This window comes from Vibrio owensii CAIM 1854 = LMG 25443 (assembly GCF_000817815.1).
GTDB classification, from domain to species: Bacteria; Pseudomonadota; Gammaproteobacteria; order Enterobacterales; family Vibrionaceae; genus Vibrio; species Vibrio owensii.
In genome coordinates this window covers 1-15,856 of sequence record NZ_JPRD01000058.1, presented here as the reverse complement: position 1 = coordinate 15,856, position 15,856 = coordinate 1, and the positions used below count along the sequence as shown (strand labels likewise).

Genomic DNA, 15,856 nt, shown 5'->3' with positions numbered 1-15,856 from the left:
CCAAGTCCGTGGTGTTTCCTGTTCCGTGTCAGCATCCTTCCGACAGGTTTAATATTACGTGTTTAACGATTTCCAACAACGGGCTAATCTCACATTTTTTCACTCTCTTTGCGTTCAAAAAAGATACATAAATATTAAATTCAATGACTTATGTTCTTTGTTGTACGGTTTTACCATTAAAAAAGAGAGGTTTGCTCAACCCTTTGTGAGAGATCTCGCACAAGGGGTCGAGCGAAAGACTCTTACTGCCCGATAGCGGCACCTTCACGCCTTGGATCGGCTGCGCCCTCAAGACCGTCTTTTGTTATACGTATCGCATGCAGTCCAGAGTTCAAATCACGAACATCAGTTTTAAAACCCATCTTTTCCAACTCAGGCTGCAAGCCTTCTGCAGCAGTACCTTGCTCAATATCTAAAGTACCAAAACGGTTCAGTAATCGTGGTTGATTAATCGCGCTTTGGATGTCCATATCCCATTGCGTGTGGGCGATAATGGCTTGTGCGACGTAACCAATGATGCGGCTGCCACCCGGTGAACCAATTGCCATGTAAGGTTTGTCATCCTTCATCATAATGGTTGGTGCCATGGATGAGCGTGGGCGTTTACCCGGTTCTAAGCGGTTCGCGATTGGCACACCATTTTGATGCGTGCGGAAGGAGAAGTCGGTCAGTTCGTTGTTGAGCAAGAAGCCGCGCACCATCAAGCGTGAGCCAAATGCGTTTTCAATGGTTGTTGTCATTGAAACCACATTGCCTTGCTTATCGACGATATTGAAATGGCTGGTGGAAGGCAGCTCGATTGATTGGTCCATGCTTAAGTTCATCGCGTGTGACCATGGTGGATTGCCGGCTTCAACCTTACTCAAGGCTTTACCGACTTGAATAAGCTCAGCACGTTGTTTGAGATAATCTTTATCAAGCAAGCCTTCGGTTGGCATTGGCACATAATCTTGGTCAGCCATGTACTTACCGCGATCCGCAAACGCAAGGCGAGATGCGTCGGCGATCACTTGCCATGATTTCGCGCTTTCGGCTCCCCAACCTTTAAGATCGTATTGCTCGGTGATCGCGAGAATCTGTCCAACCGTCAATGCGCCAGAGCTTGGTGGTCCCATACCGCAGATGTCATAGCTTTGGTAAGCCGCACAAACCGGTTCACGTTGCTTGATTTGGAACGCATCAAAGTCAGGTTGTGCCAATACGCCAGGATTGCCCGGTGCATTCTGTACGGTCTTGATGATGTCTGTGGCGATATCGCCTTGATAGAAAGCTTTTGCCCCTCGCTCTGCAATTGCCGTCAGAGTTTGTGCGTATTCAGGGTTTTTCAACAACGTGCCTTCGGTTTTTGGTGAGCCATCTGGATTGAAGAAGTAAGCCTTAGTCGCAGGGAAGCGTGATAGGCGCTTGGCATCTTTCTCAATCAGACTCGCGAGACGAGGACTGACTTCGAAACCTTGCTCAGCCAAGGTAATTACAGGTTGGATGATTTTATTCCATTCTAACTTGCCGTATTTCTGGTGCGTGTCCCACAGTAGTTTCACTGTGCCAGGAGTGGCGACGGAACGCCCACCGACAACCGCATCGTAAAACTGCAGAGGTTGTCCTTTTTCATCTAGGAAGAGTTTCGGCGTCGCGGCGAGCGGTGCGGTTTCGCGTCCATCATACGTAGTCAGTTTTTGTTTCTCACTGTCCCAATACACTAAGAAGGCGCCACCACCAATGCCTGAAGATTGCGGTTCTACCAAGCCCAGCATCAGTTGTACGGCAACCATGGCATCAATAGCATTACCGCCTTGAGCAAGAACATCCGCCCCGGCTTGGGTGGCAAGTGGGTTGGCTGCGGTGACCATATAATCTTTGGCTTTGACCAACTGCTTTTGCTCGAAGCCAGTACTGTGCTCCGGCGCAACCGCATCTGCTGCTTGGTTAGCAAAGGCTGAGGTAGATAAGACGAGTGGGGAAGTAAGAAAAAGACCCGTGGTCACGAGTCGGTTGAACGTCCAATGCATGATGACTCTCCATGTTGCCAGTTTTGTGCTTTCAGCTTGGCAGTCATGAAGAGTCACGTCGAGTCAGCAATCTTAGAAATGTCGATTGTGCTACGCTTTTAAATCAGTACTTTATCCGATAAAAGTGCTGATGGTTTGGTACAAAATACTGCCGCCCACGAGAGTAAATACCACGCCACACAGACCGTCGATGTAGATGCCTGCTTGTTGCAATTTACTTTGTAAGCGCTGTGTTGACAGCATCCACGCAAGGCTAGAGAACCAGAATAGCGACAAGCCAAACAGGATGATCAAAGCAATACCTTTGCCAGTGATCGACATACCAGCAGGGACTAAGCTCGACATCAAACTGATAAAGAACACCAAGGCTTTCGGGTTAAGAATGTTGGTCGCAAATCCTTTAGCAAACGCCTGACGCTTATTGCTGATCACTAGGTTGTTTTGCTTCTTAGGTTGATCCGCTTGTGGGTTTTTGATCATCGAGATCACGGCGCGCAATGCACCAATACCTAAATAGAGCAGATAACTACCACCGAGCAGTTGCACCACCGAATACAATACAGGGTGCTGGTGGACGATATAACTTACGCCTGTCAGGCTGAACAAAGAGTGCAGCAAAATACCGACAGACAATCCCAACGCAATGTACAAGCCAGTTTGACGACCATGACGCGTCGCGTTTTGTACGACCAGCGCAAAGTCGGGACCTGGACTCATTAGGGCAATAAAGTGAATGCTGGCAAGCGTCAGCAATATGGTGGACTCATTCATAACACATCTCAAATATAACCAATGCGGCTATTGTCGTGGCAAGTCACCTGTGGCGCTTGTAAAAAACTGACAGCTTTCTCGGTAAATGAAATTAACGAGTCACTTGAGAAGGGGAAACACCGTAGGTCTGCTTAAACGCTTTGCTGAAATGCGCTTGATCGTAGAAACCGATCTGATGGGCGACGTCGGTACCACATTGACCTGATTGCAGTAACTTCATGCCTTGTTCAAGGCGCAGGCGTGCGAACCATGCATAAGGCGTCATGCCAGTTTGCGCTTTAAAGTGGCGCTGGAACTGAGTGGGGCTCAGTTGGCACAGCTCTGAAAGTGAATCCAAACGCACTGCTTGGTCAAGGTTTGCCATTAGATAATCTTTTAACGTTCCAAGTGATTGATTTCCTAACGGCACCACTTTTTGTCGCTCAAGCGATCCGTAGCGATCAAAAAGCTGGTTAAACCCTTCAAAAGGAAGGCAATCTTTGGTGAGTTGACTGAGGTTTTCACGACGAAGTAGCCCGTGTAAGTTACTAAGTTGTGAAAATATCTGTGGATCCGAGATGATCAGCTCGTTGAAGTGTATTATTTGACCGTTTTGCTTAAGATCAGCCAGATCGCTCAATAGGTGAGGTTCGATCGCAAATACATTCACTTCATAGCCACTTTCGAGCTTAGATTGCCCGTCGTGCAGCTCATCTGGCGGCATTATCACAATTTGCCCGTGACCAACTTGATGGCTGTTACCTTGGTATTGGAACTTCTGCGCACCATGCGTGATCAGACCGAGATGAAAATCCAGGTGGTAATGCCTTTGAAAAGCAAATTTCTGGTATTTCGCCTCTATCAGACTCAAGTTGTCATGGTCGGTTGCGTAGTACTGAATATGTTCCATTAAATAAAAAAAGCTTGGTCACATTATGACCAAGCTTATCCATCAATTTCTTAAATGTCTTGTAAAAAACGATCAGGCAGTACGAGCCGCTTTGCGTGACTTGCGGTTATTACGCAGGCCATCAAAGCTAAACACCACCAAAGCACCCCAAATAAAGGCGAAGGTGATGGCTTTATCGCTAGTGAACGGTTCGCCGTAGATCAGCACCGCAAGCAAGAACATCAAACTCGGACCAATGTATTGGAAGAAGCCCAACGTCGATAGCTTTAGACGGGTTGCTGCGCCAGTAAAACACAGTAGCGGCAGGGTCGTGATCACGCCTGCAGCAATCAACAAGGTATTCAGCTGCATTGGGTTATCTAGCATGTTGGACGTCGGTGAACTCGCAATAAACAGCAAGTAAATTGTTGCAGCAGGTAACATCACCAAGGTTTCAATGAATAGTCCGGTTTGTGCTTCCACACTGACTTTCTTACGCAGCAAGCCATAAAAGCCGAAACTCATTGCCAGCGCTATAGCGACCACAGGCACCGAGCCAAAGACGATCAGCTGAACTAATACGCCACAAGCAGCAAGGACAACCGCGAACCACTGAAGCTTACGTAGACGCTCGCCAAGGAAGACCATCCCAAGTAAGACGTTGATCAGTGGGTTAATGTAATAACCTAAGCTGGCATCGAGCATGTGATTCGAGTTCACCGCCCAAATGAAGATCAACCAGTTTGCACCGACCAAAATGGCAGTAGAAACCAGAAACATCATCTTGGTTTTGTTTTTAATGATGTCGCGAACCGAGCGCCAATGGCGACCAAAATGGAGGAGTGCGGCTAGCAAAAAGAAAGACCAAATCACTCGGTGGCTTAAGATCTCTAGTGGCGAGACTTCAGCAATCGATTTGAAGTAAATGGGTGCGATGCCCCACATGGTGTACGCGCCAATAGCAAGCAAGACGCCTTGCCGTGAGCGTTGTTGTTCTTCTGGTGTCATGGGATGTCACCTAATTGAGTTTTTATAGAGCAGAAAATCAGTATACGAGTCGTGAGCTGAATCACCTAACAATTTGCGGTTTTATTCACCATGAAACCCCATTACAATGTGCCCTCACTTTGCGTGCTAGTGGCATGCATAAGCACCTCTTTTTAAGACCCAATCTGAGATTTTTCATGACCTCTACCTTGTTAGCCGAACAATCAGACTCGCCTGTAACGCCTCAACGTGTGTTGGAGGATGTGTTTGGTTACCAAGAGTTCCGTGATGGTCAGCAGTTGGTGATTGACGCCGCGGTAGAAGGTCGCGACAGCTTAGTTATCCTGCCTACTGGTGGCGGTAAGTCGCTGTGTTATCAAATTCCTGCTTTGGTTCGCTCTGGCATTACTTTGGTGATCTCTCCGCTTATCTCGCTGATGAAGGACCAAGTGGACCAGCTTAAAGCCAACGGTGTAGCGGCTGAGTGCATTAACTCGACCATGCCTCGTGAAGAGCTGCTCAGCGTGTATAACCGCATGCACACTGGGCATCTTAAGTTGGTGTACGTCTCGCCAGAACGCGTATTGATGCGTGACTTCATTGAGCGCTTGGAAAATCTGCCGCTATCGATGATTGCCGTTGATGAAGCGCACTGTATTTCCCAATGGGGACACGACTTCCGTCCCGAATACGCCGCGCTTGGTCAACTCAAGCAGCAGTTTTCCCATGTGCCATTTATGGCACTGACAGCGACGGCGGATGACGCAACGCGTCGAGATATTCTTGAGCGTCTGCAACTGAATAATCCAGAGGTTTATCTAGGCAGCTTCGACCGTCCTAACATTCGCTACAACTTAGTTGAGAAGCACAAGCCGGTTTCGCAAATCGTTCGTTATCTTGAAACCCAAAAGGGTAATTGCGGCATCATCTATTGTGGTAGCCGTAAGAAAGTTGAGATGGTGACCGAGAAGCTGTGCAACAACCACATTCGTGCTGCTGGTTATCACGCAGGTATGGACGCCGATGAGCGCGCTTACGTTCAAGAAGCTTTCCAACGGGATGACATCCAAATCGTAGTGGCGACTGTGGCATTCGGTATGGGCATCAACAAACCAAACGTGCGGTTTGTGGTTCACTTTGATATCCCGCGTAACATTGAATCCTACTATCAGGAAACCGGTCGTGTAGGGCGTGATGGTTTACCTGCGGAAGCCATGATGTTGTATGACCCAGCGGACATCAGTTGGCTGCGTCGTATGTTAGATGAGAAAGACGATGGTCCGCAGAAGCAGGTGGAAACCCATAAACTGAATGCGATGAGTGCCTTTGCTGAGGCGCAAACTTGTCGTCGTCAGGTGCTATTGAATTACTTTGGTGAGTATCGAGAGAAGCCATGTGGCAACTGCGATATTTGCTTAGATCCACCGAAACACTTTGATGCCACGGAAGAAGCGCGTAAGGCGTTGTCTTGTGTGTACCGTGTTAATCAGAGCTTTGGTATGGGCTACGTAGTGGAAGTACTACGTGGCATGCAAAATATTCGTGTACGTGAAAACGGGCACGATAAGATTTCTACCTACGCGATAGGGCGCGATCACAGCCATGATTACTGGGTGAGTATCTTCCGTCAGTTAATCCACAAAGGGCTGCTGTTCCAAAATATTACGCGCAACTCAACGCTGCAACTTACCGAAGAAGCGCGTCCGCTGCTACGTGGCGATGTGACTCTAGAGTTAGCGGTTCCGCGTTTAGACACCGCAGCACGTGCGGCGAAGTCAGATAAACTGACCAGCAAGAACTACGACAAAAAGCTGTTTGCTAAGTTACGCAAGCTGCGTAAGTCGATTGCTGATGAAGATGGTTTGCCACCATACGTGGTCTTCAGTGACGCGACTTTGATTGATATGGCTGAAATTCTGCCAACGTCTTACGGCGAAATGCTGGCAGTCAGCGGTGTTGGTCAGCGCAAACTAGAGAAGTACGCCGATCCATTCCTTGATTTGATTCAAGAACACATTACTCACCACGGATAAGGAACCAAGATGCAAAAGGAATTTGGCTTAGCGGACTACATGGCACAAGAAGGGCGCTTAATCATTACTGCGCCGAGCTTTGACCTTGATAGCTTTCCTGCCTTAGGTGAGCGTTTAGTAGGGCTTCTTTCTGCTACTGTGGTGGAAAAGCAATGGGATGCGGACATTCACTCTTGGCTGATTGACTTTGAAGGTTGCCGACTGTTTATGAAAGCAGAGCATTACAGCGAAGCGATTTGGTTTGAAGCGTTAGCGATTGAAGAGAGCAGGGAAGAGTTGGATTATCTTGCAGGATTGTTCCAGCGCGGCTTCTAAAAATAGAATTTTTCTCGAAAGGGTGTTTCACATGAAACACCCTTTTTTATGCTCAAACGTTTGCGTAAAACAGACGACTTGCGGCGAAAAGTGGTTAATGTATAATCGCCCACCGCTTCGCTCAGAATGAGCCAAGCCAGTTTATTTTTCATTTTACATTGTTGGTAAGAGCCACTCTATTCAGTGACTCGATTTGGGTTCCCTCACCCCCAAACCAAACTAAAAAGGTATTGCATGAGTAACTTTACCCCTGCGCAGCAGCGCAACGCCCTTATCTATCTGGTTCTATTCCACCTAGTCATTATTGCATCTAGCAATTACCTAGTTCAGCTACCGTTTACTATTTTCGGTTTCCATACCACTTGGGGTGCATTCACTTTCCCATTTATTTTCTTAGCGACTGACTTAACTGTGCGTATTTTCGGAGCTCAGTTGGCGCGTAAGATCATCTTCTTAGTGATGTTGCCTGCGTTGGCAGTGTCTTACTTCTTATCGGTGGTGTTCTTCGAAGGTCAATTCCAAGGTTTTGGTCACCTAGGGGAATTTAACTTATTCGTTGCTCGTATCGCGATTGCTAGTTTCATGGCGTACTTACTTGGTCAGATCATGGATGTGCACGTGTTCAACCGCTTACGTCAAATGAAGCAATGGTGGGTGGCACCAACGTGTTCAACGCTTTTCGGTAATGCACTTGATACCATCGCTTTCTTCGCCATTGCGTTCTACCAAAGTCCAGATCCATTCATGGCGGAGCATTGGACGGAAATCGCGCTGGTGGATTACGGCTTCAAACTGATTATCAGTCTTGGTTTGTTCGTTCCTATGTACGGCGTATTACTGAATTACCTAATTAAGAAGCTGACTGCGGTGAACCCTGACTTTAAGGTGACGACAAGCGTTCAGTCTTAATATCAGTGGGAACCCCGAAAGCCGCTTGCTCAAATCAAGCGGCTTTTTTGTGTCTGTTTACTTGGGTTTAGAGCGTTTTGTACAGCGTGGGAGTAATTAGATCATGGGTGTCCAAAAGCTCCCTAAGCTGTACGAGGGTAAAAATGAGCAATAAAAAAGGTCCCGAGTGAGACCTTTTAATCGAAGACACGGAACGTAAAGAAAGCTCGCTGGTGAAACGGCTAACAGAGCATCTTCTCAATCAAAATGGCTTTTTGTGCATCGAAGGCGCCAAGTTGCAGGCCGTTCTCCCAACTGATGCTTTGATTGAACATCGCCAATATCAAACCGACACTGCGTTGATTGGCGTCCTGCCAGCAATCAGATTCGCTGTACTCCCCATCATTTATCGCTTTGCCATTAACGAGAATGGGCTCGAAACGCCATTTTTCGCCGACACGGTAGTAGCCTTTGCTGGTTAAGGTTTGGTTGGATTGAATCGTTAGATTGTGCTTGATGCCCGGCTCACCTGTTAATTCAAATACAAATCTTAGCTGGTGGTCGCCACATTGCAGCTCAACGATCAGTTGGCCGTTTTCCTCAATCAGTGTTGACTGAGAGTAGTCTCCGAAGCAGTGCAGCAACCAAGAAATAGGGTGGCTAGCTGTTTCAAGAAACCACTCTTTGAGTGTGAAGGTGCCCGGTAGGTTAACTTGGGTGACTAGATTGACCACACAAGGTTGGGTTTGCGAGGTGAGCCATTTCTCTATCGTCTTGGCGGTATTTAGCTGAGCAAAGGCGTAATTAACCAATAGGTTGGCGTTCGGTTGCTGCCAGTGAGTGATGTCAGAATTCAATCCCACCAATGGCTTTTCACAAATCAGCTTGGTTGAATCTAACGTCTTTATGATCTCTGCATGAGTATGCGCAGGTGTCGCGATTGTCACGACATCAAGTTGTTTGAGTGCGCTGATGCTCGTTTCTACCTTTGGGATTGCGTCTTCACTGCACGCTTGTTGAAGAGGTTCTATTTGGTTGGCGCATAACGTCGTGACCGATACACCATTGTTTCGATAGTGGGGAATGTGCGTGCGTCCCCAGTTGATTCCTATGATGCCAGCTTGTTTGATTTGCTCTGGCTTGTTGAAGCGTTCACTCAATGGCGGCAAGGCAATTCGTTCATCTGTTAAACGTTGGTCATGGTGATAGTCATTGCTTGGCAGCACTTGCCATTGCTTGTTGTAATGCTGCTTGAGTGCACAAACGAGTTCGTAGAAATTCCACTTATCCTTTAAGTTGCTATCAAGGTGATATAAACCGGCTTCGTTCCGCTCCATAAGCTGCAAAAAGGCGAGTGCAGTATCGTCCATATGAGAAGTCGCGGGATACCAAGCCGTGCTAGCGGTAATAACGCCGTTCTCTGCATGTTGGCGGTCGAGATGCGCCAACATGTTATTGCCTTCTGCTTGGTGATGGAGTTGCCAACCGATTCGAGCAATCATCGCATCCGAATTTGCTTGCCAGATTGCATCTTCACAACGAACTTTGTATTTGCCGTATTCATCTTGGGTGTTTCTTTCTTCAAAGATGCCATAAGGCCCATTTTTTGTGGCATCAAATACCATTGCTGTACTGACAAAAAGATAAGGAATGTTGCGCTGTTTGCAGTGCTCACCAAGCCACGCTGCCCACGCTTCACTCCCCATCGCCATGTGGCACACCGCATCAATGTGGTGCTGTTGCCAAAATTGCTCACTTTGCTGTGGATCATCTGGTGGGATTTTGTGGTGATTCCATTCCAATACGTTCCAGCCGCGAAGTTGGAACTGATGAGCAACTTTAGGGGCGAGGGTGCCTGTTAAGCCAGTCATTAAAACGGTTTTCATGATGGTGCATCTTGGTTGGCTAAATCGTGTTTATCAATAAAGCATGGCTGTTTTTCGATGTAGAGCGGAGATGCTGAGATTTTTGCTGAGCAGCACGTTTTGTTGGGGTAAAAGTTCGATGCAAAAAGCCCAAGCGAGTGCTTGGGCTTAATACGTTATGACAGAAGTGGTCGATTATATTGCTACGACGCTTAGCGGCCAGCCGATGTCTGTCTGGCGGTTGGATTCAATTTCTAACTCAGCGGCTGTCAGTGGGTTTGCCTCTAGCCACTGCGCATCAATGTTGAGCGTCAGTTTGTCGCCTTCTGCTGTTAGAGTCACATTTGGCTCTAGATCAGGGTTACGACGATGGCTGAGTAGAACCGCAAGACGCAATAGACGCAGTACGCGTTTACCACTGGTTCCTGACAGGGCATGTTGCTCCGGCAGTGAGGTCAGCTGTTCACGGTAACGGCGAGCAATTTCACCGATAAAGAACTTCTGTGCGCGCGTGTAACCAGGCAAATCCAAGTGCTGAAGCAGATAAGCGCTGTGTGCACCACCTTTTTTGAAATCGATAGTCAGACCGATTTCATGCAGCTTCGCTGTTGTTTCTAGCAGCACTTTACCTTGAGGTTCAGTAACCCACGCTTCACCGCCAACTTGCTCAAGCAGTTTGCCCGCAAGTTTTGCGACTTGTTCACCGTAATGGCAATCAAGTTGGTAACGACTTTGTACGCTACAAATGGTGCGTGCACGGATGTCGTTTTGACGAAGCTCGTCAACCATCTCGTACACCAAGCCTTCACGTAGCGCGCCGCCAGCCAGTGTCATAGCATCGATTTCTAGTAGCTCAAAGATCGCAATTAAAATGGATAAGCCACTTGGGAATACCAAAGCACGTTCTAGGGTAAGGCCTTCAATATCGAGCTCTTCCAAGTGATCAGCAAGCATCGCCTGCTTTTGCAGACGCTTAAGTTTGGAGTGAGTAATCACTTCGTCCATACCTTGCGCTAGCATTATCTCTTGTAGTGCTTGAACGGTACCCGATGCGCCAACACACACATCCCAACCTAGGTTGGTGTACTGTTCTAAGATTGGCATCAGAGTTTGCTTCGCACCTTCAATTGCGGCTTCGAAGTTACGTGCATTTAATTGGCGGTCTTTAAAGAAGTTCTCTAACCAAGTCACACAGCCCATTTTTAGACTGGTTAGTGCTTTGGCTTCGAAACCTTCACCGATAATCAGTTCGGTACTCGCACCGCCGATATCGACCACAAGGCGACGACCGCTGCCACCGGAGGTGTGAGCAACACCTTTATATATAGTGGCGGCTTCTTCTTCGCCAGTAATCACTTCGATAGGCTGACCTAAGATTTGGTTCGCCTTCTCTAGAAAAACATCCACATTGGTCGCGGTACGCAATGTCGCGGTACCCACAATGCGGATGTTCTGTTTAGGAATATCCTGCAAGCGTTCTGCAAATAGACTTAAGCAGTCCCATCCTCGCTGCATAGCTTCCATACTAAGAGAGTTATGTTCATCTAAGCCCGCGGCTAGACGAACCTTGCGCTTAATTTTAGCCATAGTTTGAACGCTGCCATCGATGTGACGCACAACGAGCATGTGAAAACTGTTCGACCCGAGGTCGATGGCGGCGTATAGCGGTGATGATCCTGCTTGACTCATAAACGACTTCAGTTTCCTTTTATGATTGTTTTGGCGCTGATTGACGCGGCTGACGAGGACGACGTCCTTGCGGCTTGCGGTTACCAGAGCGAGTGCCACCTGTGTTGGTGCGACGTTGCTGAGTACGAGGCGCGCGCATACGAAGTGGTGCAGGCAAGTCTTGGATTAGAGCCGAAGCATCGTAATCAGAAACTGGAATTGCGTGCTCAATGTATTCTTCGATTGGTGGCAAGTTGATTGCGTAATCTTCACAAGCAAAGCTAATAGAGTGACCACTTGCGCCAGCACGACCAGTACGACCGATACGGTGAACGTAATCTTCACAATCATCTGGTAGGTCGAAGTTGAATACGTGTGTTACTTGAGGAATATGAAGACCACGAGCTGCAACGTCGGTTGCGACTAGTAGGTCAACTTCACCGCGGGTGAATTGCTCAAGAATCTTTTCACGTTTCTTCTGTGGTACATCACCAGTCAGTAGACCAACACGGTGACCATCGGCTGCTAGGTGACCCCAAATCGATTCACACTTATGCTTAGTGTTAGCAAAAACGATCGCGCGGTCTGGCCATTCTTCTTCAATTAGCGTTTGAAGCAGTGCCATCTTGTCTTCGTTCGAAGGGTAGAAAAGCTCTTCTTGGATGCGGTGACCGGTTTTTTGCTCTGGCTCAACCACAACATGCTCAGGGTTGTGCATGTGTTCGAATGCCAATTCTTGTACGCGGTAAGACAGCGTTGCTGAGAACAGCATGTTCAAACGCTCTTTTGGCTCAGGCATACGACGGAACAAGAAGCGAATGTCTTTAATAAAGCCAAGATCGAACATGCGGTCCGCTTCATCCAGAACAACCGCTTGAATGTTGTTTAGGTTGAATACGCGTTGCTTGTAGAAATCAATGATACGGCCTGTGGTGCCGATAAGAATGTCTACACCGTCTTGCAGTTTAGCAAGTTGCTTGTCGTAGCTTTCGCCGCCGTAAGCTAAAGCGGCTTTAAGACCTGTGCTTGCAATCAAAGGTTCAGCATCGTTAAAGATCTGAATCGCTAGCTCACGCGTTGGCGCCATAATGATCGCGCGCGGCTGAGTTGGCTTGCGGCCTTCGTGCTCTGGTGTCGTTAGAAGGTGGTTGAAGGTAGCAGTAAGAAACGCGAGGGTTTTACCAGTACCCGTTTGGGCCTGGCCTGCAATGTCTTGGCCGGTGAGCAGTACCGGCAACGCCAAGGCTTGGATAGGGGTACAATATTCGAACCCTTTTTTTTCCAATCCTTCAATAACTTGGGGCTTTAAATCCAAATCGGCGAACTTTTGCTCTGTGATATGCGTCTTTTTCATAGCGATAGAATATCAGCTAAAGCTTGCAATAAGAAAGTAAATACATTCCAATAGGGCATCTATTTACTGGTTATCATCCAACCAGTTTCGAAAAACACATTGGAGTGGAAGATGAGTGATAAGATTTTGCAGCTTACTGATGACGGTTTTGAAAACGATGTAATCAACGCTGCAGGCCCGGTTCTAGTTGATTTTTGGGCAGAATGGTGTGGTCCTTGTAAAATGATCGCTCCTATCCTGGACGAAATCGCTGACGAGTACGAAGGCAAACTCACTATCGGTAAACTAAACATTGACCATAACGCAGGTACACCACCTAAGTTTGGCATTCGCGGTATTCCAACGCTACTGTTATTCAAAGACGGTAACGTAGCGGCAACGAAAGTTGGTGCTTTGTCTAAGACTCAACTAAAAGAGTTCCTAGACGCAAACCTATAATCACCAAGTGATTACAAACAAAACCGTGCAATATGACAATGCGCGGTTTTGTTTTTCTAACTCTGGACTAGAATATTAATTAGTGCTAACTTATCGCGCGTTAATTGAACAAATTTCTCTTCTTGGTCGATCCTGAGACCAAATCCATCTTAACTAGAAAACAGATCTTATTTTGACTAAACAAGCATCCACCACCATGAATCTTACTGAACTGAAGAACAGACCTGTGTCTGACCTTGTAAAGCTTGGCGAAAGCCTGGGTCTTGAGAACCTAGCTCGTCTAAGAAAACAAGACATCATCTTCGCAATTCTTAAAGCGCACGCGAAAGGCGGCGAAGACATCTTTGGCGATGGGGTTCTGGAGATTCTGCAAGACGGCTTTGGTTTCCTACGTAGCGCGGACAGCTCATACCTTGCTGGTCCAGACGATATCTACGTTTCACCAAGTCAGATTCGTCGCTTTAACCTACGTACTGGTGACTCAATTGCTGGTAAAATTCGCCCACCAAAAGACGGTGAGCGTTACTTTGCCCTGCTAAAAGTCAACACAGTTAACGACGACAAACCAGACAACGCTCGTAACAAGATCCTATTCGAGAACTTAACGCCTCTACACGCTAACGAGCGTATGGTAATGGAGCGCGGTAACGGTTCTACAGAAGACATCACAGCACGTGTTTTAGACTTGGCATCGCCAATTGGTAAAGGTCAACGTGGTCTGATTGTTGCTCCGCCTAAAGCGGGTAAGACAATGCTTCTGCAAAACATCGCTCAAAGCATCGCATACAACCACCCAGAGTGTGAGTTGATGGTACTTCTTATCGACGAACGTCCAGAAGAAGTAACAGAGATGCAGCGTCTAGTTAAAGGTGAAGTAGTAGCGTCAACGTTCGATGAGCCAGCGTCTCGCCACGTACAAGTAGCGGAAATGGTAATCGAGAAAGCAAAACGTCTTGTTGAACACAAGAAAGACGTGGTTATCCTGCTTGACTCTATCACTCGTCTAGCTCGTGCATACAACACCGTAGTACCTTCATCAGGTAAAGTACTGACTGGTGGTGTGGATGCAAACGCACTACACCGTCCTAAGCGTTTCTTCGGTGCAGCACGTAACGTAGAAGAAGGTGGCAGCCTAACTATCCTTGCTACTGCTCTAGTTGATACTGGTTCTAAGATGGACGAAGTTATCTACGAAGAGTTCAAGGGTACAGGTAACATGGAAATCCACTTGAACCGTAAAATCGCAGAGAAGCGTGTATTCCCAGCGATTGACTTCAACCGCAGCGGCACACGTCGTGAAGAGCTTCTAACTAAGAACGAAGAACTTCAGAAGATGTGGATTCTACGTAAGATTGTTCACCCAATGGGCGAAATCGATGCAATGGAATTCCTAATCGACAAGCTAGCGATGACGAAGACCAACGACGAATTCTTTGATGCAATGCGTCGTCAGTAGTCTCAGATAAGTAATTCTGCGAAGGGCCACCGTATATCGGTGGCTTTTTTATTGCTTTCTCCCGATAGAAGTATCAGAATGAAGGAAATGTTATCGGGAGGTTAACATGCAACAAGGAATGTTGTCGTCATTACTCCTGAGCTTGTCACTTATCACACTACCCGCGACGTTATCTGCCAAGGAAATGCAGGTAACCGTAGTAGAACAGTGGCTTCAGGATACCCATATACAGACCAAAGTATCTGAATTGCTCGATTATGCAGTCAGAGACGAAGTCGACTCTCTCAAATTCGCCCTCGACCGATTGGCTTTTCCTCAACAAGAAGTCGTACGCTTCCTATTGCTCGAAAAACTAGAGCAGCAAGAAATCATCCTCACGCCGAGAATGGCTATTTTTGTCGAATCTCAGATCAGCATTACGCCGACTTACCAAGTACTTGAACGTGGTGATGGTTACGAATTTAGTGTGCCTGCGTTTAATTTTCCTGCGATCGCCAGTCGTCTGATTAAGCGCTGGAAGCAAGACCAAAGTACGTTGGAGTTTGTTTTAGCGGCAGAGCGACAAGAGCTTGATTTGAAAGATTGGCTTACTGGTACGTCACAGCAAGTGCAAACCAGAGAAGCGTTACTTATTCGCGAGCTAGACAGTTTGTCTCCCAACGCACTTGAAGCGCTCACCAAGCAGTTAACCCATGCAAACGTCACCAGCTGGTTGCCTTCAACAGCCGTTGTGGTGCGTTTGGCGCAAGTTAGCCAAGATGAGGCCATGTATGATCTGCTATGGCGAATGCGCGCAGATTACAATAGCCAGACAGAGCTTGAAAGATTGGCTGAGGTGAGCGATGAATTCTCACTACAACAATTGATGAATGCCACCGTCAATCCAACCTTAAAACCTTACGCGATTGAGTTACTCACGAGATCCAATCCACTTACTCCGAACGTAAAACAATTCCTAGTAGCCAAGATGGCGCTTTCAGAAGAAGCCACTTTGGTTGCAAGAGAGTTAGCGAAGCAGGGGCATCAATCTTGGTTGGAAGAGCTTGTTTCAAGCAATCGCCAGGTGAAGGCGCGGCAAATTCAGGAATTCTTGAAGTAATGACACTTCAAAAGACCGTTTCTTCGTGTTGTTTCTATTGAAGCAATCTAGCTCACATACCCACACAAAATAGGAGGATCTTAGCGTCTAATGCCGTTCACTTAA

13 protein-coding genes are annotated in these 15,856 nt (G+C 47.3%); 6 read left to right on the top strand and 7 right to left on the bottom strand.

Features of this window, described 5'->3' with window-relative positions; genetic code table 11:
* Positions 1-242: 242 nt before the first annotated feature.
* The 4 genes from ggt to rarD form a co-directional block, all read right to left on the bottom strand.
* Positions 243-2,009 carry a gamma-glutamyltransferase gene (ggt, locus tag H735_RS25945; RefSeq protein ID WP_020196958.1) on the bottom strand — a complete coding sequence of 589 codons (1,767 nt, stop codon included), beginning with the start codon at positions 2,007-2,009 and terminating at the stop codon, positions 243-245.
* Between the two features lie 111 nt (positions 2,010-2,120).
* Entirely contained in the window at positions 2,121-2,780 is a 660-nt protein-coding gene (locus tag H735_RS25940; protein WP_020196959.1) for a LysE family translocator, read from the bottom strand.
* A gap of 91 nt (positions 2,781-2,871) precedes the next feature.
* Entirely contained in the window at positions 2,872-3,669 is a 798-nt protein-coding gene (locus H735_RS25935) for an AraC family transcriptional regulator (protein WP_009696782.1), read from the bottom strand.
* 72 nt (positions 3,670-3,741) lie between these two features.
* The gene (gene rarD, locus H735_RS25930) at positions 3,742-4,656 is read right to left on the bottom strand and encodes an EamA family transporter RarD (RefSeq protein ID WP_020196960.1); all 915 of its coding nucleotides are present in this window, start codon (positions 4,654-4,656) and stop codon (positions 3,742-3,744) included.
* Between the two features lie 176 nt (positions 4,657-4,832).
* Between rarD and recQ the strand changes: the two genes are divergently transcribed.
* From recQ to H735_RS25915, 3 genes are all read left to right on the top strand, one after another.
* Positions 4,833-6,668 (top strand): ATP-dependent DNA helicase RecQ, encoded by a 1,836-nt coding sequence (gene recQ / locus H735_RS25925; RefSeq protein ID WP_020196961.1) that lies wholly within the window; start codon positions 4,833-4,835, stop codon positions 6,666-6,668.
* Between the two features lie 9 nt (positions 6,669-6,677).
* A complete protein-coding gene (locus H735_RS25920) occupies positions 6,678-6,983 on the top strand; it encodes a DUF3630 family protein (protein ID WP_005378772.1) in 306 nt (101 codons plus the stop codon).
* Between the two features lie 234 nt (positions 6,984-7,217).
* Positions 7,218-7,892: a 7-cyano-7-deazaguanine/7-aminomethyl-7-deazaguanine transporter gene (locus H735_RS25915; RefSeq protein WP_005378770.1), complete on the top strand. Its 675-nt coding sequence runs from the start codon at positions 7,218-7,220 to the stop codon at positions 7,890-7,892.
* A 221-nt stretch (positions 7,893-8,113) separates the two neighbouring features.
* On the opposite strand, the gene H735_RS25910 is transcribed toward H735_RS25915, so the two are convergent.
* The 3 genes from H735_RS25910 to rhlB all read right to left on the bottom strand — a co-directional run bounded on the left by H735_RS25910 (position 8,114) and on the right by rhlB (position 12,758).
* A complete protein-coding gene (locus H735_RS25910; protein WP_020196962.1) occupies positions 8,114-9,757 on the bottom strand; it encodes a sugar nucleotide-binding protein in 1,644 nt (547 codons plus the stop codon).
* A gap of 174 nt (positions 9,758-9,931) precedes the next feature.
* Positions 9,932-11,425 carry a guanosine-5'-triphosphate,3'-diphosphate diphosphatase gene (gene gppA / locus H735_RS25905; protein ID WP_020196963.1) on the bottom strand — a complete coding sequence of 498 codons (1,494 nt, stop codon included), beginning with the start codon at positions 11,423-11,425 and terminating at the stop codon, positions 9,932-9,934.
* Positions 11,426-11,444: 19 nt separating this feature from the next.
* Entirely contained in the window at positions 11,445-12,758 is a 1,314-nt protein-coding gene (rhlB, locus tag H735_RS25900; RefSeq protein ID WP_005440041.1) for an ATP-dependent RNA helicase RhlB, read from the bottom strand.
* A 111-nt stretch (positions 12,759-12,869) separates the two neighbouring features.
* Between rhlB and trxA the strand changes: the two genes are divergently transcribed.
* The 3 genes from trxA to H735_RS25885 all read left to right on the top strand — a co-directional run bounded on the left by trxA (position 12,870) and on the right by H735_RS25885 (position 15,751).
* Positions 12,870-13,196: a thioredoxin TrxA gene (gene trxA, locus H735_RS25895; RefSeq protein ID WP_004745500.1), complete on the top strand. Its 327-nt coding sequence runs from the start codon at positions 12,870-12,872 to the stop codon at positions 13,194-13,196.
* A gap of 196 nt (positions 13,197-13,392) precedes the next feature.
* Positions 13,393-14,652, top strand: a complete 1,260-nt coding sequence (gene rho, locus H735_RS25890; RefSeq protein ID WP_005440042.1) for a transcription termination factor Rho — start codon at positions 13,393-13,395, stop codon at positions 14,650-14,652.
* Positions 14,653-14,758: 106 nt separating this feature from the next.
* Positions 14,759-15,751 carry a hypothetical protein gene (locus tag H735_RS25885; RefSeq protein ID WP_027726773.1) on the top strand — a complete coding sequence of 331 codons (993 nt, stop codon included), beginning with the start codon at positions 14,759-14,761 and terminating at the stop codon, positions 15,749-15,751.
* The last annotated feature ends 105 nt before the right edge of the window (positions 15,752-15,856 follow it).